The 24,746-nt window shown below is 43.9% G+C and carries 41 protein-coding genes; all 41 read left to right on the forward strand.

Going from position 1 to position 24,746, the window contains the following annotated elements; genetic code table 11:
- The 41 genes from fusA to DTOX_RS01655 all read left to right on the forward strand — a co-directional run bounded on the left by fusA (position 1) and on the right by DTOX_RS01655 (position 24,580).
- The gene (fusA, locus tag DTOX_RS01455) at positions 1-2,076 is read left to right on the forward strand and encodes an elongation factor G (RefSeq protein WP_015755957.1); all 2,076 of its coding nucleotides are present in this window, start codon (positions 1-3) and stop codon (positions 2,074-2,076) included.
- Positions 2,077-2,335: 259 nt separating this feature from the next.
- Positions 2,336-3,538 (forward strand): elongation factor Tu, encoded by a 1,203-nt coding sequence (gene tuf / locus DTOX_RS01460; protein WP_015755958.1) that lies wholly within the window; start codon positions 2,336-2,338, stop codon positions 3,536-3,538.
- Positions 3,539-3,648: 110 nt separating this feature from the next.
- Positions 3,649-3,957 carry a 30S ribosomal protein S10 gene (gene rpsJ, locus DTOX_RS01465; RefSeq protein WP_015755959.1) on the forward strand — a complete coding sequence of 103 codons (309 nt, stop codon included), beginning with the start codon at positions 3,649-3,651 and terminating at the stop codon, positions 3,955-3,957.
- A gap of 52 nt (positions 3,958-4,009) precedes the next feature.
- The gene (rplC, locus tag DTOX_RS01470) at positions 4,010-4,639 is read left to right on the forward strand and encodes a 50S ribosomal protein L3 (RefSeq protein WP_015755960.1); all 630 of its coding nucleotides are present in this window, start codon (positions 4,010-4,012) and stop codon (positions 4,637-4,639) included.
- 28 nt (positions 4,640-4,667) lie between these two features.
- A complete protein-coding gene (gene rplD, locus DTOX_RS01475; RefSeq protein WP_015755961.1) occupies positions 4,668-5,288 on the forward strand; it encodes a 50S ribosomal protein L4 in 621 nt (206 codons plus the stop codon).
- The gene (gene rplW, locus DTOX_RS01480) at positions 5,285-5,572 is read left to right on the forward strand and encodes a 50S ribosomal protein L23 (RefSeq protein WP_087943722.1); all 288 of its coding nucleotides are present in this window, start codon (positions 5,285-5,287) and stop codon (positions 5,570-5,572) included. Before rplD ends, rplW begins: the two co-directional genes overlap by 4 nt.
- A gap of 28 nt (positions 5,573-5,600) precedes the next feature.
- Entirely contained in the window at positions 5,601-6,428 is an 828-nt protein-coding gene (rplB, locus tag DTOX_RS01485) for a 50S ribosomal protein L2 (protein WP_015755963.1), read from the forward strand.
- A gap of 44 nt (positions 6,429-6,472) precedes the next feature.
- Positions 6,473-6,757: a 30S ribosomal protein S19 gene (rpsS, locus tag DTOX_RS01490; RefSeq protein WP_015755964.1), complete on the forward strand. Its 285-nt coding sequence runs from the start codon at positions 6,473-6,475 to the stop codon at positions 6,755-6,757.
- 33 nt (positions 6,758-6,790) lie between these two features.
- Positions 6,791-7,132: a 50S ribosomal protein L22 gene (rplV, locus tag DTOX_RS01495; RefSeq protein WP_015755965.1), complete on the forward strand. Its 342-nt coding sequence runs from the start codon at positions 6,791-6,793 to the stop codon at positions 7,130-7,132.
- Between the two features lies 1 nt (position 7,133).
- Positions 7,134-7,796, forward strand: a complete 663-nt coding sequence (gene rpsC, locus DTOX_RS01500) for a 30S ribosomal protein S3 (protein ID WP_015755966.1) — start codon at positions 7,134-7,136, stop codon at positions 7,794-7,796.
- A gap of 4 nt (positions 7,797-7,800) precedes the next feature.
- Complete coding sequence (rplP, locus tag DTOX_RS01505; protein WP_015755967.1) at positions 7,801-8,232, forward strand: 50S ribosomal protein L16; 432 nt, start codon at positions 7,801-7,803, stop codon at positions 8,230-8,232.
- Positions 8,222-8,431 (forward strand): 50S ribosomal protein L29, encoded by a 210-nt coding sequence (rpmC, locus tag DTOX_RS01510; RefSeq protein ID WP_015755968.1) that lies wholly within the window; start codon positions 8,222-8,224, stop codon positions 8,429-8,431. The genes rplP and rpmC overlap by 11 nt, the downstream gene beginning before the upstream one ends.
- Positions 8,432-8,457: 26 nt before the next feature.
- Complete coding sequence (gene rpsQ, locus DTOX_RS01515) at positions 8,458-8,721, forward strand: 30S ribosomal protein S17 (protein ID WP_015755969.1); 264 nt, start codon at positions 8,458-8,460, stop codon at positions 8,719-8,721.
- Between the two features lie 43 nt (positions 8,722-8,764).
- Positions 8,765-9,133 carry a 50S ribosomal protein L14 gene (rplN, locus tag DTOX_RS01520; protein WP_015755970.1) on the forward strand — a complete coding sequence of 123 codons (369 nt, stop codon included), beginning with the start codon at positions 8,765-8,767 and terminating at the stop codon, positions 9,131-9,133.
- Positions 9,134-9,195: 62 nt separating this feature from the next.
- Entirely contained in the window at positions 9,196-9,516 is a 321-nt protein-coding gene (gene rplX, locus DTOX_RS01525) for a 50S ribosomal protein L24 (protein WP_015755971.1), read from the forward strand.
- A 27-nt stretch (positions 9,517-9,543) separates the two neighbouring features.
- Positions 9,544-10,086, forward strand: coding sequence for a 50S ribosomal protein L5 (rplE, locus tag DTOX_RS01530; protein WP_015755972.1), 543 nt, complete (start codon positions 9,544-9,546; stop codon positions 10,084-10,086).
- A gap of 29 nt (positions 10,087-10,115) precedes the next feature.
- Entirely contained in the window at positions 10,116-10,301 is a 186-nt protein-coding gene (locus DTOX_RS01535) for a type Z 30S ribosomal protein S14 (protein ID WP_015755973.1), read from the forward strand.
- Between the two features lie 20 nt (positions 10,302-10,321).
- Positions 10,322-10,720 (forward strand): 30S ribosomal protein S8, encoded by a 399-nt coding sequence (rpsH, locus tag DTOX_RS01540; protein ID WP_015755974.1) that lies wholly within the window; start codon positions 10,322-10,324, stop codon positions 10,718-10,720.
- A gap of 27 nt (positions 10,721-10,747) precedes the next feature.
- Entirely contained in the window at positions 10,748-11,290 is a 543-nt protein-coding gene (gene rplF, locus DTOX_RS01545) for a 50S ribosomal protein L6 (RefSeq protein WP_015755975.1), read from the forward strand.
- A gap of 43 nt (positions 11,291-11,333) precedes the next feature.
- Positions 11,334-11,702, forward strand: a complete 369-nt coding sequence (rplR, locus tag DTOX_RS01550) for a 50S ribosomal protein L18 (protein ID WP_015755976.1) — start codon at positions 11,334-11,336, stop codon at positions 11,700-11,702.
- 22 nt (positions 11,703-11,724) lie between these two features.
- Complete coding sequence (gene rpsE, locus DTOX_RS01555) at positions 11,725-12,225, forward strand: 30S ribosomal protein S5 (protein ID WP_015755977.1); 501 nt, start codon at positions 11,725-11,727, stop codon at positions 12,223-12,225.
- 11 nt (positions 12,226-12,236) lie between these two features.
- Positions 12,237-12,416 (forward strand): 50S ribosomal protein L30, encoded by a 180-nt coding sequence (gene rpmD, locus DTOX_RS01560; protein WP_015755978.1) that lies wholly within the window; start codon positions 12,237-12,239, stop codon positions 12,414-12,416.
- A 12-nt stretch (positions 12,417-12,428) separates the two neighbouring features.
- Positions 12,429-12,869: a 50S ribosomal protein L15 gene (gene rplO / locus DTOX_RS01565; RefSeq protein WP_015755979.1), complete on the forward strand. Its 441-nt coding sequence runs from the start codon at positions 12,429-12,431 to the stop codon at positions 12,867-12,869.
- 1 nt (position 12,870) lies between these two features.
- On the forward strand, positions 12,871-14,136 hold the full coding sequence (secY, locus tag DTOX_RS01570; RefSeq protein WP_015755980.1) for a preprotein translocase subunit SecY: 1,266 nt from the start codon (positions 12,871-12,873) through the stop codon (positions 14,134-14,136).
- Positions 14,137-14,155: 19 nt separating this feature from the next.
- Complete coding sequence (map, locus tag DTOX_RS01575; protein ID WP_015755981.1) at positions 14,156-14,905, forward strand: type I methionyl aminopeptidase; 750 nt, start codon at positions 14,156-14,158, stop codon at positions 14,903-14,905.
- 42 nt (positions 14,906-14,947) lie between these two features.
- Positions 14,948-15,229, forward strand: a complete 282-nt coding sequence (locus DTOX_RS01580; RefSeq protein WP_015755982.1) for a KOW domain-containing RNA-binding protein — start codon at positions 14,948-14,950, stop codon at positions 15,227-15,229.
- Positions 15,230-15,278: 49 nt separating this feature from the next.
- On the forward strand, positions 15,279-15,497 hold the full coding sequence (gene infA, locus DTOX_RS01585) for a translation initiation factor IF-1 (RefSeq protein ID WP_015755983.1): 219 nt from the start codon (positions 15,279-15,281) through the stop codon (positions 15,495-15,497).
- A 30-nt stretch (positions 15,498-15,527) separates the two neighbouring features.
- Positions 15,528-15,641, forward strand: coding sequence for a 50S ribosomal protein L36 (rpmJ, locus tag DTOX_RS01590; protein ID WP_015755984.1), 114 nt, complete (start codon positions 15,528-15,530; stop codon positions 15,639-15,641).
- A gap of 21 nt (positions 15,642-15,662) precedes the next feature.
- Positions 15,663-16,034, forward strand: coding sequence for a 30S ribosomal protein S13 (gene rpsM, locus DTOX_RS01595; RefSeq protein ID WP_015755985.1), 372 nt, complete (start codon positions 15,663-15,665; stop codon positions 16,032-16,034).
- Between the two features lie 17 nt (positions 16,035-16,051).
- Entirely contained in the window at positions 16,052-16,441 is a 390-nt protein-coding gene (gene rpsK, locus DTOX_RS01600; RefSeq protein WP_015755986.1) for a 30S ribosomal protein S11, read from the forward strand.
- A 19-nt stretch (positions 16,442-16,460) separates the two neighbouring features.
- A complete protein-coding gene (gene rpsD / locus DTOX_RS01605) occupies positions 16,461-17,087 on the forward strand; it encodes a 30S ribosomal protein S4 (protein ID WP_015755987.1) in 627 nt (208 codons plus the stop codon).
- A gap of 53 nt (positions 17,088-17,140) precedes the next feature.
- Positions 17,141-18,088 carry a DNA-directed RNA polymerase subunit alpha gene (locus tag DTOX_RS01610; RefSeq protein WP_015755988.1) on the forward strand — a complete coding sequence of 316 codons (948 nt, stop codon included), beginning with the start codon at positions 17,141-17,143 and terminating at the stop codon, positions 18,086-18,088.
- 13 nt (positions 18,089-18,101) lie between these two features.
- The gene (gene rplQ, locus DTOX_RS01615) at positions 18,102-18,440 is read left to right on the forward strand and encodes a 50S ribosomal protein L17 (RefSeq protein WP_015755989.1); all 339 of its coding nucleotides are present in this window, start codon (positions 18,102-18,104) and stop codon (positions 18,438-18,440) included.
- Positions 18,441-18,468: 28 nt separating this feature from the next.
- Complete coding sequence (locus DTOX_RS01620; protein WP_042315251.1) at positions 18,469-19,290, forward strand: energy-coupling factor transporter ATPase; 822 nt, start codon at positions 18,469-18,471, stop codon at positions 19,288-19,290.
- Entirely contained in the window at positions 19,281-20,132 is an 852-nt protein-coding gene (locus DTOX_RS01625) for an energy-coupling factor transporter ATPase (RefSeq protein WP_015755991.1), read from the forward strand. Before DTOX_RS01620 ends, DTOX_RS01625 begins: the two co-directional genes overlap by 10 nt.
- Before the next feature lie 17 nt (positions 20,133-20,149).
- The gene (locus DTOX_RS01630) at positions 20,150-20,938 is read left to right on the forward strand and encodes an energy-coupling factor transporter transmembrane component T family protein (RefSeq protein WP_015755992.1); all 789 of its coding nucleotides are present in this window, start codon (positions 20,150-20,152) and stop codon (positions 20,936-20,938) included.
- Positions 20,939-20,974: 36 nt separating this feature from the next.
- Positions 20,975-21,709 carry a tRNA pseudouridine(38-40) synthase TruA gene (gene truA / locus DTOX_RS01635; RefSeq protein ID WP_340140015.1) on the forward strand — a complete coding sequence of 245 codons (735 nt, stop codon included), beginning with the start codon at positions 20,975-20,977 and terminating at the stop codon, positions 21,707-21,709.
- Between the two features lie 142 nt (positions 21,710-21,851).
- Entirely contained in the window at positions 21,852-22,286 is a 435-nt protein-coding gene (gene rplM / locus DTOX_RS01640; RefSeq protein ID WP_042316476.1) for a 50S ribosomal protein L13, read from the forward strand.
- Positions 22,287-22,679, forward strand: coding sequence for a 30S ribosomal protein S9 (gene rpsI / locus DTOX_RS01645; RefSeq protein ID WP_015755995.1), 393 nt, complete (start codon positions 22,287-22,289; stop codon positions 22,677-22,679).
- A gap of 209 nt (positions 22,680-22,888) precedes the next feature.
- The gene (gene cwlD / locus DTOX_RS01650; RefSeq protein ID WP_015755996.1) at positions 22,889-23,629 is read left to right on the forward strand and encodes an N-acetylmuramoyl-L-alanine amidase CwlD; all 741 of its coding nucleotides are present in this window, start codon (positions 22,889-22,891) and stop codon (positions 23,627-23,629) included.
- A gap of 129 nt (positions 23,630-23,758) precedes the next feature.
- Positions 23,759-24,580, forward strand: a complete 822-nt coding sequence (locus tag DTOX_RS01655; RefSeq protein WP_015755997.1) for a LysE family transporter — start codon at positions 23,759-23,761, stop codon at positions 24,578-24,580.
- Positions 24,581-24,746: the final 166 nt, after the last annotated feature.

Below are 24,746 nucleotides of genomic sequence, written 5' to 3' on the forward strand. Positions count from 1 at the left end.
ATGGCTCGCAAGTATGCTTTGGAAAATACACGCAACATAGGTATTATGGCCCATATTGATGCCGGTAAGACAACCACCACTGAGCGCATACTTTTTTATACGGGTAGGGTGCACAAACTCGGCGAAGTGCACGATGGAGCGGCGACTATGGATTGGATGGTGCAGGAACAAGAGCGGGGGATTACAATAACCTCTGCTGCTACTACTTGTGAGTGGAGGGATCACTGCATCAATATTATCGATACGCCAGGTCACGTGGACTTCACAATGGAGGTTGAGCGTTCCCTACGGGTACTGGACGGTGCTGTAGCAGTATTTTGTTCGGTAGGAGGCGTTGAACCGCAGTCAGAGACTGTTTGGCGACAGGCAGATAAATACAGGGTACCCCGGATTGCCTATATAAACAAAATGGATCGTATCGGGGCTGATTTTTTTCGTGGACTGACAATGATTAAGGACAGATTATCAGCCAACCCTGTAGCAGTTCAGCTTCCTATCGGTGTAGAAGAGAATTTTCGTGGAATTGTAGACCTGATTCGCAACAAGGCTATTATATATCTCGACGATCTGGGTACGCACAGTGAAGAAAGTGAAATTCCCCCTGAAATGATGGAGATTGCGGATCTTTACCGGGAAAAGCTTTTGGAAGCTGTGGCCGAATCAGATGAAGAATTGATGATGAAGTATTTAGAAGGGCAATCGTTAACACCTGAGGAGATCAAGTTAGGGATTCGCAAAGCGGCTTTGGCTGTAAAGATAATCCCGGTATTATGCGGTTCCTCATTTAAAAATAAGGGAGTGCAGCCCCTGCTGGACGCTATTGTGGATTTTCTTCCGGCCCCTACCGATATTCCCGCCGTATACGGGGTAGACCCGGAGTCAGGTGAGGAAGACAATCGTACGGCCGGCGACGAAGAACCGTTTTCGGCGTTAGCCTTTAAAATCATGGCAGATCCTTATGTTGGTAAGCTGACTTTCTTTCGGGTGTATTCCGGACACCTGTCCTCCGGTTCATATGTATATAATTCAACCAAAAATCGTCGTGAGCGTATTGGACGAATACTGCGCATGCATGCTAATCACCGTGAGGAAATAAGCGAAGTTTTTGCAGGTGATATAGTAGCGGCCGTAGGGCTTAAATCAACCACTACCGGAGATACGCTTTGTGATGAGGAGCACCCGATAATATTAGAGTCTATGGAATTTCCTGAACCTGTTATTGATGTCTCTATTGAACCAAAAACTAAAGCGGATCAGGAAAAAATGGGATTGGCTTTACAGAAGCTGGCCGAGGAAGATCCTACTTTCCGTATTTCCACAAATGACGAAACGGGGCAGACAATTATCTCGGGTATGGGTGAACTGCACCTGGAAGTCATAGTGGATCGGCTTCTAAGAGAATTTAAGGTAGCTGCCAATGTAGGACGGCCGCAAGTAGCTTTTAAAGAGACTATAACTAAAACTGTTAAAGCTGAAGGCAGGTTTGTGCGCCAGTCAGGCGGGCGAGGCCAATACGGGCATTGTATGATTACCCTTGAACCTATGCCGCACGGTGACGGCTATGAATTTGTAAATAAGATTATTGGTGGAGTTATACCTAAAGAATATATACCTGCTATAGATTCGGGAATCCGTGAAGCTATGACTACCGGGCAGCTAGCCGGCTATCCGATGGTCGATATACGTGCCACTGTTTATGACGGTTCCTTCCATGATGTTGATTCATCCGAAATAGCGTTTAAGATTGCCGGTTCAATGGCTCTTAAGAATGGTGCGCAAAAAGCCGCGCCAGTGCTAATGGAACCGATTATGAAGATCGAAGTAGTAGTAATGGAAGAGTATATGGGTGACGTTATAGGCGACATCAGTTCTCGCAGAGGCCGTATTGAAGAAATGGAGCCAAGGTCTAATATGCAAGTAATACATGGTTATGTTCCCTTGGCTGAGATGTTTGGTTATGCAACTGAGTTGCGCTCCAGAACACAAGGCAGAGGAACATATACAATGCAGTTTAGCCATTATGAAACAGTGCCGCAGAATATAGCTGAAGGCATAATCGCTAAGCGGCGGGGTTAACTTTATACTCTAGGAAATTATGCTTATGCATAGATATATATGAATAGCTGTAAGATTATTCCCGGTGATAATTCGGATTAGCTAATAGAAAATTTGTGTCCGCATGATTTTTTTTGAGCACGAGTGCCTATGGCTGTCTCAAAAGTCGCTTAAGCGGCTTTCTCGTATATAATTATTGGCTAAAGCCAGTAAATATGCCAGTCTTATGTACATTACAGTTTTGTTTGTTTCAAGTTGATAATTGAAGGAGGAAGAACCAATGGCAAAAGCAAAATTTGAGCGGACTAAACCGCACGTTAACATTGGCACAATCGGTCACGTAGACCACGGCAAGACCACATTGACAGCGGCAATAACCGTATGTTTAGCTACAGTAGGCCAGGCTACAGTTAAGAAATATGACGAAATCGATAATGCTCCCGAAGAAAGAGAACGCGGCATCACCATCAACACAGCGCACGTAGAATATGAAACCAGCCAGCGCCACTATGCGCACGTAGATTGCCCGGGACACGCCGACTATGTAAAGAACATGATTACCGGAGCAGCGCAAATGGACGGAGCAATCCTGGTAGTGTCAGCGGCGGACGGCCCGATGCCGCAGACCAGAGAACACATCCTCTTATCCAGACAGGTAGGTGTGCCCTATATCGTAGTATTCCTGAACAAGGCTGACATGGTAGATGATCCTGAACTGTTGGAACTGGTAGATATGGAAGTAAGAGAGCTTCTTTCCATGTATGAATTTCCCGGAGATGATACACCGATCATCGCAGGTTCCGGCTTAAAAGCATTAGAATGTGCCTGTGGCAAAAGAGAATGCGAATGGTGCGGCAAAGTATGGGAACTGATGGATGCGGTAGATGAATACATTCCCACCCCGATGCGCGATAAAGATAAGCCTTTCTTAATGCCGGTAGAAGACGTATTCACCATTACCGGACGCGGTACAGTGGCCACGGGAAGAGTGGAGCGCGGCCAGGTGAAAATCGGTGATGCCATAGAAATCGTTGGTTTGCAGGATGAGCCGAGAAAGACAGTAGTAACCGGCGTAGAAATGTTCCGCAAATTGCTCGACTACGCAGAAGCGGGTGACAACGTAGGTTGTTTATTGCGCGGTGTGGACAGAAAAGAAATCGAACGCGGTCAAGTACTGGCTAAGCCGGGCAGCATCAAGCCCCACACCAAGTTTAACGCGGAAGTGTATGTGCTTAGTAAAGAAGAGGGTGGCCGCCATACTCCGTTTTTCAACGGCTACAGACCTCAGTTTTATTTCCGTACCACTGATGTGACCGGTATTGTGAAACTTCCGGAAGGCGTAGAGATGGTAATGCCGGGAGACAATATCAAGGTGGATATTGATTTGATTACGCCGATTGCTATTGAAGAAGGCTTGCGCTTTGCTATTCGTGAAGGCGGCAGAACCGTAGGCGCCGGTGTTGTTACCGGTATCAATGCGTAATGATGGCAGGACAGGGCAATACCGGGGGGCAAGCAAGGTAAACGGCCTTCTCCTCCCTTCTTGATTGCCCGTTTGGTTTCGCTTATACCAGGCGGAAAAGGAGGGTTAAAATGAAGAATCAAAAAATCCGGATCAGGTTGAAGGCGTACGACCACTTTATGCTGGATCAATCTGCCAAGAAGATTGTTGAAACAGCTAAGAGAACCGGCGCACAAGTAGCAGGGCCTATTCCCCTGCCGACAGAAAAAAATATATATACTATTCTGCGCTCACCTCATGTAAACAAAGATTCCCGTGAGCAGTTTGAGATGAGAACGCATAAGAGATTAATTGATATTTTGGAACCCACCCCTAAAACAGTAGATTCCTTGATGCGCCTGGATTTACCTGCCGGTGTGGACATTGAGATTAAATTATAAAAGGTTTTTTGTTTAGCATGACATTCGAGAAGGCGCAGGAGGTGTTTATTAGATGCCGAAAGGAATATTAGGTAAGAAAGTCGGTATGACCCAGATATTTACCGAGGATGGCCGTGCGCTTCCCGTAACTGTAATCGAAGCCGGTCCTTGTGTGGTAGTTCAAAAGAAAACTCCCGAGCAGGATGGCTATGCTGCGGTTCAACTGGGATTTGGTGAAAAGCGCGAACGACTTTTTAATAAGCCTTTAAAAGGTCACTTTAAAAAATATGGTGTTACGCCTATGAGATATTTAAAGGAATTGCGCGTGGAAGATATTGATTCCTATGAAGTCGGTCAGGAGATCAAAGCTGATTTGTTCTCCAAAGGCGACAAGGTGGATGTAGTCGGAATTTCTAAGGGTAAAGGTTTTGCCGGCGGGATCAAACGCCACAATTTCCATCGCGGCCCCATGGCTCATGGCTCCAAGTATCACCGCAGGCCCGGTTCACTGGGTGCTAAAGGCCCGGCACGAGTATTTAAGGGTAGAAAATTACCTGGACATATGGGTGTTGAAAGGGTGACTGTGCAGAATTTAGAGATAGTTAAGGTGGATGCGGAAAGAAATATCCTGGCAGTTAAAGGAGCCATACCTGGCAATAAGAACGGCTTGGTTATGATACTAACCAGCAAGAAGGCCAGGTAACAAAGCGCTGTGGAAAGGAGGAGCGATAATGCCTACAGTAGCACTGTTTAATATAAAGGGTGAGCAGGTCGGCGAAGTAGCTTTAAAGGATGAAGTATTTGGCATAGAAGTTAATGAATCTGTACTGCATGATGCAGTGGTCATGCAATTGGCAGGCCGACGTCAGGGAACCCATGATACAAAGACCAGAGGCGAAGTACGTGGCGGTGGTAAAAAACCTTGGCGCCAGAAGGGAACAGGACGTGCCAGGCACGGTACAATACGTTCACCCATATGGCGGGGCGGTGGGATTGTGTTTGGACCCCATCCCAGAACTTATAAATATAAATTACCTAAAAAAGTTCGCCGCTTAGCTTTAAAGTCAGCTTTATCCTCTAAGGTTTTGGCTGGCAATATCAAAGTTTTGGATGCCTTAAGTATGGAAATGCCAAAAACCAAAGAGATGGTGGGCATTTTGAAAAACCTGCAGGTGGATAAAGCATTGTTGGTAATTGCTGATAAAGATATGAATGTTATTAAGTCAGCCCGTAATATTCCAGGCATTAAGCCGGTGGGAGCAGCAGGCGTAAACGTATATGACCTTTTAAAGCATACTACTTTGGTTATAACCAAGGATGCGGTGTCCAAAGTAGAGGAGGTGCTGTCATAATGGAAGCCAGAGATATTTTGAGAAAACCGATTGTGACAGAAAAAACCATGGCTTTGTTGGAAGACAATAAATATAGTTTTCTGGTTGATATAAAAGCTAATAAAAGTGAAATTAAAAAAGCCGTGGAGCAGATATTTAAGGTGAAGGTTGAGAAAGTTAATACCTTAATAGTTAAGGGAAAACCCAAGCGAGTAAGAAATTCAGTTGGCAGAACCTCTGATGTAAAAAAAGCTATCGTCAAGCTTAGAGAAGGTGACAAGATAGAGCTTTTTGAGGGTATCTAGTAGGTCGGGTAATTAAGGAGGGAAGCTCATGGCAGTAAAGAAATTTAAACCGACGTCACCCGGCAGGCGGTTTGTGACAGTATCCAGCTTTGAGGAAATTACTGCTGATAAGCCGGAAAAGTCTTTGCTGCGCCCCCTAAAAAAGACCGGTGGCCGTAACGCCCAGGGCAGATTGACGGTGCGCCACCAGGGGGGCGGACATAAAAGAATGTACCGGATCATCGACTTTAAGAGAGATAAAGATGGTATACCGGCAAAGGTAGCGACCATTGAGTATGATCCTAATCGTTCAGCCAGAATAGCATTATTGCATTATGCCGATGGGGAGAAGCGCTATATTATTGCACCTGCGGGAGTAAAACCCGGCATGGTTTTAGAGTCCGGTCCGCAGGCTGACATTAAAGTCGGCAATGCCCTGCAGCTAAAGAATATGCCTGTAGGTACAATCATTCATAATCTTGAACTATATCCCGGACATGGCGGTCAATTAGTGCGTTCAGCAGGGACATCAGCACAGTTGATGGCTAAAGAAGGCAAGTATGCACACGTCAGAATGCCTTCCGGTGAAATGAGATTATTTTTACAGGAGTGCCGGGCTACTATCGGCCAGGTCGGCAATCTGGAGCATGAAAATATAACAGTAGGTAAGGCCGGACGCTCACGCTGGTTGGGTATTCGCCCGACAGTGCGCGGTGTTGTAATGAACCCGGTTGACCACCCGCACGGCGGTGGTGAGGGACGCTCACCTGTGGGACGCAACCCTGTAACACCTTGGGGTAAGCCTGCTCTGGGAGCTCGTACCAGAAAGAAAAAGAACAGCGATAAACTTATCGTTAAGAGGCGGAACAAAAAATAATTATTAGGACTTAAGGCGCCGTGTATGCGAAAGGAGGCGTAAATATGGGTCGCTCCTTGAAAAAGGGACCTTATTGTGAAGAACGGCTGTTATCTAGGATTGAAAAGATGAACGAAACCGGTGACAAGAAAGTTATCAAAACATGGTCCCGTCGTTCCACAATTTTCCCGCAGATGATCGGTCATACAATAGCAGTGCATGACGGGAGAAAGCATGTGCCTGTATATGTAACTGAAGATATGGTTGGTCACAAACTTGGGGAATTCTCACCAACCAGAACATTCAGAGGACACGGATCACACACCGAAAGATCTACATCATTGAAATAGATTTTAGAAAACTGCTCGAAAGGGGGGCTTGTGATGGAAGCCAGAGCTGTTGCCAAATATATCAGAATCGCCCCGCGGAAAGTGCGCCAGGTCGTTGATTTGATTCGTGGCAAACAGGTAGCGGAAGCCTTGGCAATTTTAAAGTATATTCCTAACCGGGGTTCAGTGGCGGTGGCAAAGGTTGTAAAGTCTGCGTCAGCCAATGCTGAGCATAATAATGATGCAAATAAAGATAACCTCTATGTAGCCGAAGCTTTCGTGGATCAAGGTCCGACATTAAAGCGTTTTAATCCTAGAGCTATGGGAAGAGCGGATCTGAAGCGCAGGAAAACCAGCCACATAACAATTGTGGTAAGGGAAAAGAAGGAGGGATAACGTGGGGCAGAAGGTTAATCCCAAAGGCTTGCGGATTGGCATAATCAAAGACTGGGAAGCCAAATGGTTTGCTGATAAAAAGAATTTTTCCGGCCTTTTGCTGGAAGATGTAAATATTAGAAAACACATTAAGAAGAAGTTATACCCGGCCGGTGTTTCCCGGATTCAAATAGAGCGGGCTGCCAACAGGGTTAAGATATCTATCCACACAGCTAAACCGGGTATTGTAATCGGTCGCGGCGGTACTGAAGTTGAATCTCTGAGAAAGCAACTGGAAAAGCTGACCGGCAAACAAGTTAATATTAATATAGTTGAGATTAAGGTACCGGAAATCGAATCGCAATTGGTTGCTGAGAACATTGCACAGGCTATTGAAAAGAGAATAGCTTTTAGAAGAGCAATGAAGCAAAATGTATCACGCGCCATGAAAATGGGTGCCAAAGGCATCAGAATAGCTTGCAGCGGCAGGTTGGGCGGTGCCGAAATAGCCAGAGCGGAGTGGTATAGTGAGGGCAAGGTTCCTCTACATACTTTAAGAGCTGATATAGATTACGGTTTCGCCGAGGCCGATACGACCTACGGTAAAATCGGCATAAAAGTATGGATTTATAAGGGAGAAGTTTTGCCGGAGGCTAAAAAAGCTGACGCAAAAGGAGGCGAATAGGTGAATGCTGATTCCAAAGAGGGTAAAGTACCGTAGACCACACAGAGGCGGTATTAAAGGGAAAACTAAAGGCGGCAAAGAAGTAAACTTTGGCGAATTTGGATTGCAGGCGCTTGAGGCATCTTGGATCACCAACCGCCAGATTGAGGCAGCACGTATTGCCATGACCAGATATATCAAGAGAGGCGGTCAGGTTTGGATTAGAATTTTCCCTGATAAACCTATTACAGCTAAGCCGGCTGAAACACGTATGGGCAGCGGTAAAGGTTCACCTGAGCACTGGGTGGCTGTAGTTAAGCCTGGCAGGATTATGTTTGAATTGGCTGGGGTATCCGAGGAGATAGCGCGTGAAGCCATGCGGTTGGCATCGCATAAACTGCCTATTAAAACCAAGTTCGTTAAGCGCGGGGAAGTAGGTGAGGCCAATGAAGGCTAAGGATAAAGCTAAAGAGTTGCGGGAAATGACGGAAGATGAATTAAATAGAAAACTCACGGATTCAAAAGATGAGTTGTTTAAACTGCGTTTTCAGTTGGCTACCGGACAATTAGATAACCCTATGAAATTAAAAGAAGTACGCCGCAGAATGGCTAAAGTAAAAACAATTATACGTGAGCGTGAACTAGGCATAAGGTAGGGCTTTACTGCAGAGGGGGTAAGTGCATGGAAGAACGTAACAACCGCAAGATTCGTGTGGGCCGGGTTGTTAGTAATAAAATGGATAAAACAGTTGTAGTATCGGTTGAAACAATAACACCGCATAAGCTGTATAATAAAACCATACGAACATCAAAAAAATTTAAAGCCCATGACGAGGAAAACAGTTGCCGGACGGGTGATACTGTTCGTATCATGGAAACAAGACCACTCTCTAAGGAAAAGAGATGGAGAGTTATAGAGATATTGGAAAGAGGCAAGCAGATTTAACGAGGACGTCTCGTAAATCTACTGCTTAAAGGGGGTAAGGCAAGTGATTCAAGCTGAAACCAGGCTTAATGTAGCAGATAACACGGGAGCGCGCAAACTGCTTTGTATCCGCGTACTGGGCGGTGCTCATCGTAAATATGCCAGAATAGGTGACACGATAGTTTGTTCTGTTAAAGAAGCTACACCTGGCGGCGTTGTTAAGAAAGGCGATGTGGTTAAAGCTGTCGTGGTTCGCACTAAAAAAGAACTAAGGCGGAACGACGGAACCTATATCAAGTTTGATGAAAATGCCGCTGTAATTATTAAAGATGATAAAAGTCCTCGTGGGACACGTATTTTTGGACCTGTAGCCAGAGAGCTCAGAGATAAGGATTATATGAAAATTGTTTCACTGGCACCCGAGGTAATTTAAGTCTTTATTTATAGCTAAACTAAAAATTACGGCAAATGTAATTTGTTCGGGAGGTGTAACATATGCCTAAAGTACATGTCCGGAAAGGTGATACCGTATTGGTTTTGAGCGGCAAAAGTGAAGGCAAAAAAGGTAAAATAATATCCGTTTTGCCTAAAAAAGAGCGAGTTATTGTTGAAGGACTTAATAAAGTCAAAAGACATACCAAGCCCACTCAAACTATGCCTCAAGGTGGTATCGTGGAAAAAGAGGCACCTATTCACAGCTCCAATGTGATGCTTATTTGTAATAGATGCAGCAAACCAACCCGCATTGGCAAGCGTGTACTGGATGACGGAAAAAAAGTGCGCACATGTAAAAAATGTGGTGAGGTAATTGATTAGCGCTTTTGGGAAAGGAGGTAAGAAACTTTGGTCAGGTTGAAGGATAAGTATAATAATGAAATTGTATCAGCAATGCAAAATAAATTCGGCTATAAAAATATTATGGAAGTTCCCAAGCTGGAGAAGGTAGTAGTCAATATGGGTGTAGGTGAGGCAGCCCAGAATTCAAAAGCGATTGATGCCGCTGTTGGAGATATGGTTAAGATTACAGGGCAGAAGCCGATAGTTACCAAGGCTAAAAAATCTATCGCGGCTTTTAAATTGCGTGCCGGTATGCCGATAGGCTGCAAGACTACTTTACGAGGCGAGCGCATGTACGAATTTGCGGACAAATTAGTCAGTATTGTTTTGCCCAGAGTCAGGGATTTTCGCGGGGTATCTCCCAAATCTTTTGACGGCAGGGGCAACTATACATTAGGCTTGCGCGAGCAGATTATCTTTCCGGAAATTGAATATGATAAGGTTGACAAAATAAGAGGTATGGACATTATATTTGTTACCACGGCCAAAACTGATGAAGAGGGACGTGAGCTCTTACGTCTCATGGGCATGCCTTTTAAGGCCAACTAAGAAGGCAGCCTAAAAAGGAGGTACTTTAATTGGCTAAAACATCCATGAAAATCAAGGCACAGCGGGCATCCAAGTTTAAAGTTCGTGATCACAACAGGTGTAAGCTTTGTGGTCGCCCGCATGCGTATTTGCGTAAATTCGGTATTTGCCGGATATGCTTTCGTGAACTAGCTTATAAAGGTGAAATTCCGGGCATAAGAAAGGCCAGTTGGTAAGCAGGAAGGAGGTAGTTTTCATGGTTATGACCGATCCGATTTCCGATTTCTTGACACGTATTCGCAATGCTAATATGGTTTTCCACGATAAAGTGGAAGCACCCGCATCGAAGGTAAAACGTGCTATCGCCAATATTCTGAAAGAAGAAGGCTTTGTCAGAGATGTTGAGTATATTGAGGACGGAAAACAGGGAATAGTTCGGGTTTATTTAAAATACGGAACAACCAAAGAAAGAGTTATAACCGGTTTGAAGAGAATCAGCAAGCCTGGCTTAAGGGTATATGCCAGAAAAGATCAGGTTCCCAGAGTTTTAGGTGGTCTTGGTATTGCTATTATTTCCACTTCGAATGGTATAATGACCGATAAAAAAGCAAGAAAACAAGGTTTAGGCGGAGAAGTCGTTTGTTATATCTGGTAGACGCCGCACGTAAGGAGGTGTAACAGTATGTCGAGAATTGGTAAGCTGCCTATTGCCGTGCCGCAAGGAGTCGATATTTCTATAGAGGGTAATAAGGTAAAGGTTAAGGGACCCAAGGGGGAATTGGAACGGCAACTGCATAAAGACATGATTCTGAAAAAAGAAGATAATGTTGTTACAGTTGAACGACCGTCCGAAGACAAAAAGCATAAATCTTTGCATGGCTTAACCAGAACCTTGCTCTTCAATATGGTTACAGGCGTAACCCAGGGCTATCAGAAAACCTTGGAACTGGTCGGCGTAGGGTACAGAGCGAGTTTACAGGGGAAGAAACTGGTGTTGGCCGTAGGTTACTCACACCCTGTGGAGTTTGAACCGGCTGACGATTTGCAAATAGAGGTTCCTGCTAATAACAGAGTTATTGTTAAGGGCATTGATAAGGAAAAGGTCGGCCAATTAGCAGCCAAGATAAGGGCTGTGCGTGAGCCTGAACCTTACAAGGGTAAAGGTATTAAGTATGAGGGCGAGTATGTTCGTCGTAAAGCAGGTAAAGCGGGTAAAGCCAGATAAGCCTGCGGGTTTTAAGCAGTAGCGGGGAAAGGAGTGACATAAGGTGATTTCCAAAATTGACCGTAGTGTAGAACGGGAAAAACGGCGCAGACGTGTACGTAAAAAAGTATCAGGTACTGGCAGCCGTCCTAGATTAAATGTTTTTCGCAGTTTGAATCATATTTATGCTCAGATTGTTGATGATGAAAAAGGAATTACCTTAGCAACAGCATCGTCACTTGAGCCTGAAGTGAAGAGCAAACTGGATTCATATGGGAATGTAGTGGCTGCGTTGGCAGTTGGCGAACTGATAGCTAAGAAGGCACTGGAAAAAGGAATTAATACTGTGGTTTTTGACCGGGCCGGGTATCTTTATCACGGGCGGGTTAAGGCGTTGGCGGAAGCAGCCAGAAAAGGCGGCTTGGAATTTTAGGACAAGGGGGGATATAGTTAGAATGGCAGCGATTGATCCCAATAAGCTGGAGCTCTCTGAGAAGATTGTATACATTAACCGTGTTGCTAAAGTAGTAAAAGGTGGACGCAGGTTTAGTTTTTCGGCACTTGTTGTAGTAGGTGATGGCAACGGTCACGTGGGAGCCGGGCTGGGCAAGGCCGGAGAGGTGCCGGAAGCTATTCGCAAAGGTATTGAGGATGCTAAGAAACATTTGATTCGGATTCCTCTGTCAGGCACGACGATACCGCATGAAGTAATAGGGCGGTTTGGCGCCGGCAGAGTTTTGCTGAAACCCGCTTCAGCCGGTACCGGTGTAATAGCCGGAGGCCCGGTTCGCGCGATTCTTGAGTTGGGCGGAGTAAGAGATATTCTTACCAAGTCGCTTGGCTCCAATAACGCAAACAATATGGTGCATGCTACTATGGCAGCTATTGAGAGTTTGAAAACACCTGAAGAAGTTGCCCGTAGCAGGGGGAAAACACTGGAAGAACTGCTAAGTTAGGGGGGAAGGCTGTGGCCGACTTAAAGATTACCTTGGTCAGAAGTTGCATCGGCAGGCCTCAGAAACAGCGGGACAACGTGAGAGCCCTTGGTTTGAGGAAGCTGAACAGTAGTGTAGTAAAAAAAGATACACCTATCGTACGAGGTATGATTAATAAGGTTTCCCATTTATTAAAGATTGAAGAAGTATAGGGGGTGTAAGCGTTGTTTTTACATGAAATAAAGCCTAACCCCGGCGCCAGAAAAGAACCTAAGCGCAAAGGGCAGGGCATAGGTTCCGGTAACGGAAAGACTGCCGGGCGCGGACACAAAGGACAGAACGCCCGTTCCGGCGGTGGTGTAAGGCCCGGTTTTGAAGGTGGTCAAATGCCTTTACAGCGTCGCCTGCCTAAAAGAGGTTTTAATAATATTTTTGCTAAAGAAATTGCCGCTATCAATGTAGACGATTTGAACCGTTTTGAAAACGGTGAAACAATAACACCTGAAATGTTAAAAGAGTGCCGGCTGATCAGAAAATTTAAGGACGGCGTAAAAATATTGGGGCATGGAGAATTAAAAAAGTCACTTACTGTACAGGCAAATGCTTTTAGTAAAGCTGCTGTTGAGAAGATTGAGGCAGCCGGCGGCAAAGCAGAGGTGATTTAATTTGCTAAATGGCCTGCAGAGCGCTTTTAAAATAGGTGAACTGCGCAATAAGCTTCTTTTTACACTGGCTATGTTATTTGTCTTTCGGTTGGGAGCGCACATACCCGTACCCGGTGTAAATCCCTCGGTTATAGCTGATTTAATTAAAAGCGGTGCGCTATTCGGATTCTTTGATGTAATTTCCGGTGGTGCTTTTAAGAACTTTTCTATACTGGCTATGAGTATCACACCGTATATTAACGCATCAATTATTATGCAGCTTTTAACGGTTGTCATACCCCATTTGGAAAAATTAGCTAAAGAGGGCGAGGAAGGCAGGCGTAAAATTACCCAGATTACTCGTTACACCACTGCTGTTTTAGCCTTCATTCAGGGTATAGGAATGGTTTTTGCCCTTCGCAATAAAGGAATTCTGTTGCACCCCAATGTCACCTCATATCTTACGGTGGCCATAAGCCTAACGGCTGGCACGGTATTTCTGATGTGGCTAGGCGAACAAATAACGGAAAAGGGCATCGGTAACGGTATATCACTATTGATTTTTGCCGGTATAGTATCCAGAGTTCCTGCCGGAATTGTAAATATCGTACAGTATTTTAAAACAGGAACTATTAATATATTCAGTGTACTAGGCTTAATAATCATAGGTGCGGCGGTAATTGCGGCTATCGTGGCAGTACAGGAAGGGCAAAGGAGAATCCCGGTTCAGTACGCTAAGCGTGTGGTAGGTCGCCGGGTATATGGCGGTCAAACAACACATATACCTTTAAAAGTGAACCAGGCAGGTGTTATACCTGTAATCTTTGCTTCATCAATTCTTTTGTTCCCGCAAACAGTTGCTGGCTGGTTTGCAGGTCACGCGGTGGCTGATTGGTTTTTAAGCGTCTTTACGTGGGGCAGTTTCTTGCATACAGTTTTCTACGCTCTCTTAGTTATTGGCTTCACTTATTTTTATACGGCTGTAATTATGAATCCGATTGACATTGCCGATAACATAAAAAAATATGGCGGGTTCATACCCGGACTAAGACCGGGAAGGCCAACAGCCGAGTATATTGGCCGGGTGATGAGCAGAGTCACTTTGGCCGGAGCAGTATTTTTAGCTATAATTGCTATATTGCCTAACTTTGTACTGCTGGCTACCAGAATACCGAATATCTATTTCGGAGGCACGGCGCTTCTAATTGTTGTGGGCGTAGCTTTAGATACCATGAAACAGGTTGAATCACACCTGTTAATGAGGAGCTACCAGGGTTTTATAAAATAAAGGTTTTTGAGAGGGCTTTATGATTACATGCAAATCCGAAAGGGAGTTAATGTACATGCGGGAGGCCGGTAAAATTGCTGCTGAAGCACTGGCTAAATTAGCAGGTGCCGTGCAGCCCGGTGTTACTACAAAAGAACTCGACCGGCTGGCGGAGGAGTATATCAGAAGCTGTGGCGCAAGACCGGCATTTAAAGGTCTATATGGGTTCCCTGCTACTATCTGTTCGTCTGTGAATGAGGAAGTGGTGCATGGTATCCCTGGTTTAAGAAAGCTGGAAAACGGTGATATTATAAGTATAGACATTGGCACGGAGGTAAACGGTTATTTTGGGGATTGTGCGGTTACTTTGGCGGTAGGCAAGGTGTCCGATGAAGCCTGGCGGCTGATTAAGGTTACTGAGGAATCATTTTATGCCGGAATTGCCAAGGCCAAAATCGGCAACCGGCTCTCTGACATATCGAATGCTGTTCAGAAATATGTAGAGGAACATGGTTTTTCAGTTGTTCGTGATTATGTGGGCCATGGAATAGGAAGCAGCATGCACGAGGAACCTCAAGTACCTAACTTCGGTAAGCCGGGCCGGGGGCCCAGGTTGCAGGCTGGCATGACATTAGCAATAGAACCTATGGTAAATATGGGTACTTATGAAGTGCGTACTTTACCCGATAATTGGACAGTAGTTACCAAGGACCGTAAACTGTCGTCACATTATGAGCATACCATAGCTATTACTGATAATGAGCCTGAGATATTAACCAGGCTCAAATAAGGCTATGAATGTGATAATTGTGCAGGGGGGTTTCACTTATAAATGAGTGGTAAACTCAAAATCGGCCAATTAGTTCAGTCAGTATCAGGCCGGGATGCGGGTAAATACTACTTGGTTTGGGATGTGGCAGATACATCCAGAGCCTTATTAGTGGATGGACTGGGACGCAAAGCAGACCGTCCAAAAAAGAAAAATGTGAAACACCTAAAGGCATACCCTGTTATTATAGATGAGATAGAAAAAGAACTTCTTGCGGGCCAAAGAGTGTCTGACTTAGAGGTGCATAAGGCTCTAGAGATCTTAATAAAGAACCGAACTCGATAAAAGCCATGCAAAAAGTTTTTTCGTAAGTAAGGGGGTTGGGTTAGAACTAATGTCAAAGCAAGATGTAATCGAAGTTGAAGGTAAAGTTATTGAGCCGCTGCCCAATGCAATGTTCCGAGTTGAATTAGATAACGGACATAAAGTGCTGGCACATGTATCTGGAAAAATAAGAATGAATTTTATCAGAATCCTGGCAGGGGATAGGGTGATGGTTGAGTTGTCACCATATGATCTTACCAGGGGGCGGATTATCTACAGGTATAAATAAGTATATTAACCCGTCAAGGGAGGGGTTACAGTGAAAGTAAGAAGCTCAGTTAAAGCCATATGCGAAAAGTGTAAGATTATTCGTAGAAAAGGCAAAGTCATGGTTATATGTGACAACCCCAAACACAAGCAGGTTCAGGGGTAGAAACGGAGGTGCAATGCTTATATGGCCAGAATTGCTGGTGTTGACCTGCCCAGGGAAAAACGTGTGGAAATAGGTTTAACTTATATATATGGCATCGGTAAAAAGACATCGCAGAAAATCATCGAGAAAACCGGGGTTAACCCGGATACACGTATTCGTAACTTAACTGAAGATGAAATAAACAAGTTAAGAGAAGAAATTGAAAAGAACTGTAAAATTGAGGGTGACTTGAGACGTGAAATTGCTTTAAATATTAAGCGTCTAATCGAAATAGGCTGCTACCGAGGCCTTCGTCACCGTCGTGGGTTGCCGGTACGTGGGCAGAAAACTAAAACCAATGCCCGTACTCGCAAAGGCCCGAAGAGGACAGTAGGCGTACGCAGAAAAAAGTAGCGTAGGGGGGATAAGATGTGGCTCGACGCACAGTAAGAACCAAACGTCGTGAACGAAAAAATATAGAGCAAGGTGTTGCCCATATTAAGTCGACCTTTAATAATACTATCGTAACCATAGCCGATATTAAAGGAAATGCTATTTCATGGGCTAGCGCGGGTGGCGTTGGTTTTAAAGGTTCCCGTAAGAGTACGCCATTTGCCGCTCAACTTGCAGCTGAAACAGCAGCTAAAGCTGCCATGGAACATGGCTTGAAAGAAGTTGAAGTAATGGTTAAGGGCCCCGGAGCCGGAAGAGAAGCAGCTATTCGCTCATTGCAGGCAGCCGGTTTAGAAGTAAACCTTATAAAAGATGTTACTCCTATTCCGCATAATGGCTGTCGTCCACCGAAGCGCCGGAGAGTCTAAAGGAGGAATCAACCAAACTATGGCAAGATATACAGGCCCTCAATGTAAACTTTGTCGCCGTGAAGGCTTGAAGTTATATTTAAAAGGTGACCGTTGTTACTCTGACAAGTGCGCCATTGATCGGAGAAGTTATCCTCCCGGCCAACACGGGCAATCCAGACGAAAAGTGTCTGAGTACGGTACACAGCTCAGAGAAAAACAAAAAGTGCGCCGTATCTACGGTGTGCTGGAGAAGCAATTCCGTACCTATTTTGACAGAGCCGATCGCCAGCAGGGTATTACCGGTGAAAACCTGCTCCGGCTTTTAGAAAGACGTATGGACAATGTAATATTCCGTATGGGTTTAGGTGCATCAAGAGTGGAAGCAAGACAGCTGGTAACTCACGGTCACTTTACTGTTAACGGCAGAAAAGTTGATATACCGTCATTCCTGGTAAAAGTCGGCGATGTAATCGGCATTCGGGAAGGCAGCAAAGATTCTCCCAGGATAAAGGAATTAATGGAACGGGCAGCAGAAAAGACACGTCCGGCATGGCTGGAATATGACAGTGACGCGGCTCAGGGCAGGATTGTAGCATTGCCGAGGCGGGATGAAATTGACGCACCGGTTCAGGAACACCTGATTGTAGAACTCTACTCCAGGTAAGTCGGCGGTCTGATACAGGCAAATCCGGCTAAAGGAGGGTTATCGAAAGAAGTATGCAAATTGAGAAACCACGTATTGAGTGTGTTGAAACAAATGAAGACAATACTTACGGTAAATTTATCGTTGAACCGCTGGAGAGGGGATACGGTATTACGCTGGGTAATTCCTTACGGCGTATATTGCTTTCCTCTTTGCCAGGGGTGGCGGTAACTTCGGTAAAAATCGATGGAGTCTTACATGAGTTTTCAACCGTGCCGGGGGTTAGAGAAGACGTTACCGACATTATCCTGAATCTGAAAAGCCTGCGTTTGAAAATGCATGGCGAAGCTGATGAAAAAATCTTACGGATAGAAGCTCAGGGTGAAGGTGAAGTGAGGGCCGGTGACATAGTTCCTGACAGTGACGTGGAAATATTAAATCCGGATATGTACATTGCTACCCTGGCTGCTAACGGTCGTCTATCTATGGATATAACTATTGCGAGAGGTAGGGGCTATTTTTCGGCTGAACGAAATAAGAAGGGTGAGCCGATAATAGGTGTTATACCGATAGATTCTATCTTTACACCTGTCTATAAAGTAAATTATTCAGTGGAAAATACACGTGTCGGTCAGCGTACTGATTATGACAAACTTTCTATTGAGATATGGACAGACGGAAGTATTCATCCTGATGAAGCAGCCAGTCTGGCAGCTAAAATTATGAGTGAACATCTGCAGTTATTTATAGGACTGACTGAAGAAACCAAAGATGTTGAAATAATGGTGGAAAAAGAAGAAGAGAAAAAAGATAAGATCATGGAAATGACTATTGAAGAACTCGATCTTTCTGTTCGCTCATATAATTGCCTGAAGAGAGCATGTATTAATACAGTAGAAGAATTGATTCAACGTAACGAAGAAGATATGATGAAAGTTAGAAACCTGGGTAAAAAGTCATTGGAAGAGGTTATTCAAAAACTCAATGAACTAGGTGTGTCCTTGAAGGAATCTGAAGAGTAAGGGGGGAATACGGATGGGATACCGCAAGTTGGGGTTGCTTTCCAGTCATAGAAGAGCAATGTTTCGTAGTTTGGTAACTTCACTTTTAGATAAAGAAAAAATTACAACTACAGAGGCCAGAGCTAAGGAAATCAGGCGTATTGCTGAGAAGCTGATCACCCTGGGTAAGCGCGGCGACCTGGCTGCCCGCCGGCAGGTATTGCAGTATGTTTGGGACGAAAAAGTCGTAGGTAAACTTTTTGACACTATTGCTCCTAAATATTCTGAGAGGCAAGGCGGTTATACCAGAATAATTAAGCTGGGTGCCAGACGTGGTGACGCGGCAGATATGGTAATACTGGAACTCGTATAATTAGTATCGGTTTATTTTGCAGAAGGTATTGTTTCAACTGAATGACCTTTGCTTTAGTTACTTCCAAAGGACTATCGAAAAACAGGTTCTAAATTTTATTAATAAGCAAGTCCGTGCAGGTGAATATTTGGCTTTGATTGGCGGGAATGGTTCGGGGAAAACCACTCTGGCCAAACACCTAAACGGGTTGTTGCTTCCTACGAGCGGAAGTTTGGCGGTTGACGGTATGGACACGGCCAATCAAAATAATCTGTTAGCAGTCAGACAAACAGTAGGTATGGTGTTTCAGAATCCCGACAACCAGATAGTTGCGTCAGTTGTAGAAGAAGATGTAGCTTTTGGTCCGGAAAATTTGGGAGTAGATGCGGCCGAAATTAAACAAAGGGTAGTAATGGCTTTAGAAACTGTTGGATTGGCAGGCTATCGCAACTTCACACCTGATTTTCTGTCAGGTGGTGAAAAGCAGAGATTAGCCTTAGCCGGGGTACTGGCTATGAAACCAAAATGCTTGGTTTTAGACGAGGCTACTTCTATGCTGGATTGTGCGGGTCGCTATCGTTTATTGAAAATAATATCCAATCTGCACAAGGAAACAGGTTTAACAGTTGTAAATATAACGCACGATATGAACGAGGCAGCCTTGTCAGATAGGATATGGGTTTTAAACAAGGGCCAAATAATACTGGACGGGCCGCCGAGAAAAGTTTTTCAACAAAGAGAACTTTTGCACGAATGCGGCTTGGATCTTCCTGATATACCTGAGATTTGCCGGAGGCTGAGTATTTCCGGGCTAGCTGTACCTTTAGATTTGCTTGACTCAGAGGATCTGGTGAATTATCTATGTCAATAATAGAATTTTGTTCCGTAGATCAAATTTATCATGCCGGCACATCAATACAAAAGAAATCATTATCCGCTGTTAGTTTTAACGTTGAGCAGGGTGAAATGGTTGCGGTTGTCGGTGCTACCGGGTCAGGCAAGTCTACTTTAGTGCAACATATTAACGGTATTTTACTGCCTTATAAAGGCCAGGTACTGGTGAAAGGTGTAGCTACCTCAGAAAAAAAACACCGGCGTTCTCTTTGGCGTATGGTAGGTTTGGTATTTCAGTACCCGGAAAACCAACTTTTTGAAGATACAGTGTATAAAGATGTAGCATTTGGACCACGTAATCTCAAACTGCCTAATACTGAGGTTGATAGGCGTGTAAGATATGCACTTAAAAAGGTTGGTTTAGATTATGAATTTATAAAAGACGAATCACCATTAAATTTAAGTGGTGGTCAAAAACGCCGGGTGGCAGTTGCCGGTGTTTTGGCTATTGAACCGGAAATCCTGGTATTGGATGAGCCTACGGCGGGACTGGAACCGAGGGTTGCCATAGATCTGTTGCGTCACTTAAAGGAATTGCAATTAGAAAATAATACAACTGTGCTTATAGTCACTCACAATCTTAAAGAAGTTGCTTCGATGGTTGATAGAGTGCTTGTACTGCATCAGGCTAAGGTTCTTTTTAGCGGTACACCGCGTGAATTATATTCCAGATATTATAATCTGCCTGGTTCGGGTTTGGCTTTACCGCCTGCGTTAGAGCTGATGTTGGGATTAGAAAAACGCGGTAAAAAGGTGCGTACCGATGTTCTGACAATTGACGAAGCAGTGGCGGAAATATTGAAAGCGTGTAAAAAATAGTACGTGGAGGATTAGTTTTGCGTGAGGGTATTTCTTTTGGCAGGTATTTGCCCGGCAATTCATTTATCCATTTTTTAGATCCACGGGCTAAACTTATTGCATCCTTATTTATAGGAGCATCCGTTTTTTTAGCTGAGAGCTGGTTTAAGCTTATAGCATTGTCAGTAATATCAATCGTAATTGTATATTTGTCGGAGATACAACCGAAAATAATTCTCAGAGCTTGGTCAGCTTTGTGGCTGTTTATGATTTTTCTACTGATTTTTCAGTTACTGTTTACACCGGGCTCAATTATCATTAAGTGGGGTTGGTTCAAAGTTACGAGGGAGGGTATTAGCCTGGGTGGCATGTTGCTGTTGCGCATGACTCTGGTAATGACTCTTGCTTCTGTTCTAACTTTTACAACATCACCGGTGAGTATAGCCGGGGCTATGGAAATGCTTCTTCAGCCCTTAAAAAAAATAAAATTTCCGGTACATGAGCTTTCTTTAATGATGACTGTTGCCATTAGGTTTCTGCCTACTATTTATGGTGAGGCCGTGAGGATAATTAACGCGCAGAAATCCAGGGGCGCTGCCGGTGGGCAAAGTGGTATAGCCGGAATATATAAGACTGTTATTCCCATTATAGTGCCGTTGTTTGCCGGTGTTTTTCGCAGGGCGGAAGAGCTTGCTCTGGCCATGGAGGCACGGTGCTATCATGGTGGTGAAGGACGCAGCAGTTATATTCAGTACAAATATAATAAAAAGGATTATATTGTGATTAGTGTTGGTTTGTTGATACTATTCCTGGCGGTGTGGAAATAGAACGGAGGCTGAGGCAGGATTAACCGTGGTAGAAATATCAAAGTTATTTTAGCTTATGATGGCACAAATTATCACGGTTTTCAAATACAGAAGGGCAAGCGGTTGCCTACAATACAAGGTGTCTTGCAGCGGGAACTGAGCCATTTGGCCAAGGAGACCATTACTGTTACAACTGCTGGACGTACAGACAGCGGTGTTCATGCCAGAGGTCAGGTTTTTAACTTTTTTACTGGCAATTGGCAAATTCCTGTAGATCGTGTGATTTATGCCTTAAACAGTGTATTACCGCCTGATATAAGAGCGCTGTCGGCTGAAGAAGTGGATTTGGGTTTTCATGCCCGTTATTCGGCTTTAGCTAAAACCTACTGCTATTATATAAGCAGAGATCAGATAGTATCCCCCTTTACCAGACTGTACAGTTATCAATACAACTATCCTCTGGATTTGGATGATATGCGCCAGGCTGTTTTGCATATTACCGGAGAGCATGATTTCAAGTCCTTTATGGCCAGTGGCAGCCTGGTTAAATCAACAATAAGGACAATCTATCAGATAGATTTAATAGAAAAAGATAAAATGCTTATCTTTACTTTTCGTGGCAATGGTTTTTTATATCACATGGTAAGAATCATTACAGGCACACTGCTTCAGGTTGGTACCGGTAAAATTCACTACAGTGAGATAGAAACAATACTAAAGAAATGTGATAGAAAATCGGCCGGCGCTACAGTGCCCGCCCTGGGTCTGTTTTTGGAGCGGGTGGAATACTGATTATGTCGTTTGCAATCGGCCTTGACACTGGAAATCCTTTGTATTAAAATAACTTTATGTGACCGGCAGTCCACATGCCCCGTGTTGCCGTGTACATAGCTTGTTTTGCCGATTTAAGGAGGGAAAATGTTTGAAAACCTTTATGGCCAAGTCCAATGAAATAAAGCGTAAGTGGTGGGTTATTGACGGAGAAGGCAAAGTGCTCGGTCGTTTGGCAGTTGAAGTTGCGAAAATTTTAAGAGGAAAACACCATCCACTGTATACACCGCATGTGGATACAGGTGATAACGTAATTATTGTTAATGCCGACAAGGTTATTTTAACCGGCAAGAAAATGCAGCAAAAACAGTATATACGTCATTCAGGCTACCCAGGCGGTATTAAAATGACCAATTATGAAACCATGATGCAAAAAAATCCTGAGTTAATGGTAACTAAAGCAGTTAAAGGAATGTTGCCGCACAACAGCTTAGGCCGCAGCATGATTAAGAAGCTCAAGGTATATAAGGGTAGCGAGCACCCGCATGAGGCTCAGAAGCCAGAAGTTTGGCCGCTGTCGTCGGAAGGGGGAATATAAGTGGCCCAGGTGCAATTCTATGGAACAGGTCGGAGAAAAAATGCTGTTGCCCGCGTTTATTTATTGCCGGGTGATGGGAAATTTAATGTAAATAATCGCTCTATGGAAGAATATTTTGGCCGGAAGTCACTATTAAAAGTAATTGGCCAGCCGTTGGAATTAACAGGTACCACCGGCAAGTTTGATATAAAAGTTATGGTTATAGGCGGCGGTGTTAGCGGTCAAGCAGGCGCGGTTAAAATGGGTATTGCCCGTGCATTGATTCAGGCGGATCCTAACCTAAGACCTGTATTAAAGAAAGCAGGTTTCTTAACCCGTGACCCGCGTATGAAGGAAAGAAGAAAGTACGGTTTGAAGAAAGCCCGTCGTGCACCTCAGTTTTCCAAACGTTAATAAAAAACAGGAAGGGATGCCCTTCCTTTTTTATTTTCTGAAATTAAAATAATTCAAGAAGTCGCATATGTGGTATTGCTGCATTTAGGATTGAGCATGAGTTTATAATTATACAAAGGTTTAGTATAATAGCTTTAAGCAATAAATTTGCGTATATTTTATCTTAACCCGGCGTATCTTTATTTAGATAATACCGGGGGGGTTCTAATGTGGCCAAAAATATAATCAGAGTGTTTAGGTTTAAGAGGAAAAATATTTTTCTGTTTACAGTAGGAATTGTATTAGCCGCAGTTATAATTAATTTATATAATATATATGCTGAGAACAGGTACATTGCTGCCTTGTCCTGGACAGTGGCCGGCAGAATAATTGTTATTGATCCGGGACACGGAGGTATTGATCCTGGAGCAAAAGGGAAAAACGGAGGAGTGGAAAAAGAAATAACCTTGGAAGTAAGCAAACGTTTGGCTGATTTATTTACACAGGCGGGGGCAAAAGTGATTCTCACACGCCAAAATGATACGGATTTAAGTGACCCGGGCAGTGGAAGTCTCCTGGCCCGGAAGAGGCAGGATTTAATCAGGCGGGTGGCTATGGCCAATGAAAGAAATGCTGATTTATTTTTGAGCATTCATGTCAATAGTTTTGTTTCAGATCCGGGACAAAAAGGTGCTCAGACTTTTACTCAACCTGGTTCTGTTGAGAGTAAGGAAATAAGTGAAGTGATTCAGGCTGAATTATCCAGTTTTTTGCATAACAGCAAAAGGAAAGCTAAAGAGGTGGATTATTTTACTACCAGAATAGCCAGAGTTCCTGCAGTGATTGTTGAGATCGGTTTTGTCAGTAATCCTCAGGAAGAGTCAGCCATGGTAAAACCGGATTACCAGAGCAAGATAGCCTGGACAATATACAGTGGTGTAGTAAAATATTATGCACAAAAAGCATCCTGATATTATTTCAGGATTTTTTATTTTAGCAGGAAATCCATAAATAATACAGAACATAGAAATAGAGCTATAATGAAAAATCAGAGAATAATTTTTCGGAAATTTGATAGCCGCTCATATTGGGGGTATTACATGGACAATGCAACAATATTTACAACAGCACTATTGGTGGGTTTTTCCGGAGCTATCATGCCGGGTCCTTTGTTGACTGTAACTATTATGCAAACAGTTGTTAAAGGATTTAAAGCCGGGCTGCTGATTGTGTTGGGCCATGCTATACTGGAAGCTTTGCTGGTTGCCGCTTTAGTTTTGGGATTAGCCTCTTTCTTGGTTCAATCAGAAGTAAAGTCTCTTATTGCAGTAGTCGGTGGGGTGTTTTTAATATATCTGGGTTTTAGTATGGCCCGCTCTTCTCGCGTCAGCTTTAATGCTGTAAACCCGTCACTAAAAATAGAAAACATTTGGCAGCAAAATGTTGCCGGTGAATATGACAAGCAATGCAAACTAAGAAATGAGCATTATGAAGAATCTTTACCATCTAACAATGGCGGTCCTGAGAAGGAGCGACTGAGTCATCATGATAGCCGGTATAACTCTGAGACATCATTTAGCGGGAATATAAAAGCAGGTGGTCTCCACGGTGTCTCAATGCATCCTGTGCTTGCCGGGATACTGGTATCATTGTCCAACCCGTATTGGTCTATCTGGTGGGCCACACTGGGATTAAGTTATATTACACTGGCCCTGGAAAATGGAACAGCCGGCCTGCTTTCTTTCTTCAGCGGTCATATACTGGCGGATTTTATCTGGTATGCACTGGTCGCAGCAGCTGTTGCCGGGAGTCGAAACTTTATAAAACCTGCAATATATAGGGTTATAGTTCTGATCTGTGCTGTATTTCTTGTTGTTCTGGGAGGCTATTTTATACACAGTGGAATATGGGTGCATGTCTAAGAATGATTCCGAAGAGAAGAAGTATATTAAAGTATAAATTCTGTTATGCTAAATTTGCATAACAGAAGATTAGTATCCTGATGAAAACGGATAAATAACAGATCAAAGTCTATTTTCTCATTGAATCCTTAAGTCACTAATGAAATGTGCGAAGGGAAGTGTTTTT

It is taken from the genome of Desulfofarcimen acetoxidans DSM 771 (assembly GCF_000024205.1).
Lineage (GTDB): Bacteria > Bacillota > Desulfotomaculia > Desulfotomaculales > Desulfofarciminaceae > Desulfofarcimen > Desulfofarcimen acetoxidans.

Excerpts from the sequence above, each read along its gene's own strand:
- rpsJ (WP_015755959.1), top strand. The coding sequence starts at position 3,649 with ATGAAGAATCAAAAAATCCGGATCAGGTTGAAGGCGTACGACCACTTT.
- rplX (WP_015755971.1), top strand. The coding sequence starts at position 9,196 with ATGCCTAAAGTACATGTCCGGAAAGGTGATACCGTATTGGTTTTGAGC.
- rplC (WP_015755960.1), top strand. The coding sequence starts at position 4,010 with ATGCCGAAAGGAATATTAGGTAAGAAAGTCGGTATGACCCAGATATTT.
- DTOX_RS01580 (WP_015755982.1), top strand. The coding sequence starts at position 14,948 with ATGAGTGGTAAACTCAAAATCGGCCAATTAGTTCAGTCAGTATCAGGC.
- rpsM (WP_015755985.1), top strand. The coding sequence starts at position 15,663 with ATGGCCAGAATTGCTGGTGTTGACCTGCCCAGGGAAAAACGTGTGGAA.
- tuf (WP_015755958.1), top strand. The coding sequence starts at position 2,336 with ATGGCAAAAGCAAAATTTGAGCGGACTAAACCGCACGTTAACATTGGC.
- rplQ (WP_015755989.1), top strand. The coding sequence starts at position 18,102 with ATGGGATACCGCAAGTTGGGGTTGCTTTCCAGTCATAGAAGAGCAATG.
- rplM (WP_042316476.1), top strand. The coding sequence starts at position 21,852 with ATGGCCAAGTCCAATGAAATAAAGCGTAAGTGGTGGGTTATTGACGGA.
- rplV (WP_015755965.1), top strand. The coding sequence starts at position 6,791 with ATGGAAGCCAGAGCTGTTGCCAAATATATCAGAATCGCCCCGCGGAAA.
- rpsQ (WP_015755969.1), top strand. The coding sequence starts at position 8,458 with ATGGAAGAACGTAACAACCGCAAGATTCGTGTGGGCCGGGTTGTTAGT.
- DTOX_RS01625 (WP_015755991.1), top strand. The coding sequence starts at position 19,281 with ATGTCAATAATAGAATTTTGTTCCGTAGATCAAATTTATCATGCCGGC.
- rpsE (WP_015755977.1), top strand. The coding sequence starts at position 11,725 with ATGGCAGCGATTGATCCCAATAAGCTGGAGCTCTCTGAGAAGATTGTA.
- map (WP_015755981.1), top strand. The coding sequence starts at position 14,156 with ATGATTACATGCAAATCCGAAAGGGAGTTAATGTACATGCGGGAGGCC.
- rplF (WP_015755975.1), top strand. The coding sequence starts at position 10,748 with ATGTCGAGAATTGGTAAGCTGCCTATTGCCGTGCCGCAAGGAGTCGAT.
- fusA (WP_015755957.1), top strand. The coding sequence starts at position 1 with ATGGCTCGCAAGTATGCTTTGGAAAATACACGCAACATAGGTATTATG.
- infA (WP_015755983.1), top strand. The coding sequence starts at position 15,279 with ATGTCAAAGCAAGATGTAATCGAAGTTGAAGGTAAAGTTATTGAGCCG.
- rpmC (WP_015755968.1), top strand. The coding sequence starts at position 8,222 with ATGAAGGCTAAGGATAAAGCTAAAGAGTTGCGGGAAATGACGGAAGAT.
- rplB (WP_015755963.1), top strand. The coding sequence starts at position 5,601 with ATGGCAGTAAAGAAATTTAAACCGACGTCACCCGGCAGGCGGTTTGTG.
- rpsD (WP_015755987.1), top strand. The coding sequence starts at position 16,461 with ATGGCAAGATATACAGGCCCTCAATGTAAACTTTGTCGCCGTGAAGGC.
- rpsS (WP_015755964.1), top strand. The coding sequence starts at position 6,473 with ATGGGTCGCTCCTTGAAAAAGGGACCTTATTGTGAAGAACGGCTGTTA.
- DTOX_RS01655 (WP_015755997.1), top strand. The coding sequence starts at position 23,759 with ATGGACAATGCAACAATATTTACAACAGCACTATTGGTGGGTTTTTCC.
- rpsH (WP_015755974.1), top strand. The coding sequence starts at position 10,322 with ATGGTTATGACCGATCCGATTTCCGATTTCTTGACACGTATTCGCAAT.
- rplD (WP_015755961.1), top strand. The coding sequence starts at position 4,668 with ATGCCTACAGTAGCACTGTTTAATATAAAGGGTGAGCAGGTCGGCGAA.
- DTOX_RS01610 (WP_015755988.1), top strand. The coding sequence starts at position 17,141 with ATGCAAATTGAGAAACCACGTATTGAGTGTGTTGAAACAAATGAAGAC.
- rplP (WP_015755967.1), top strand. The coding sequence starts at position 7,801 with ATGCTGATTCCAAAGAGGGTAAAGTACCGTAGACCACACAGAGGCGGT.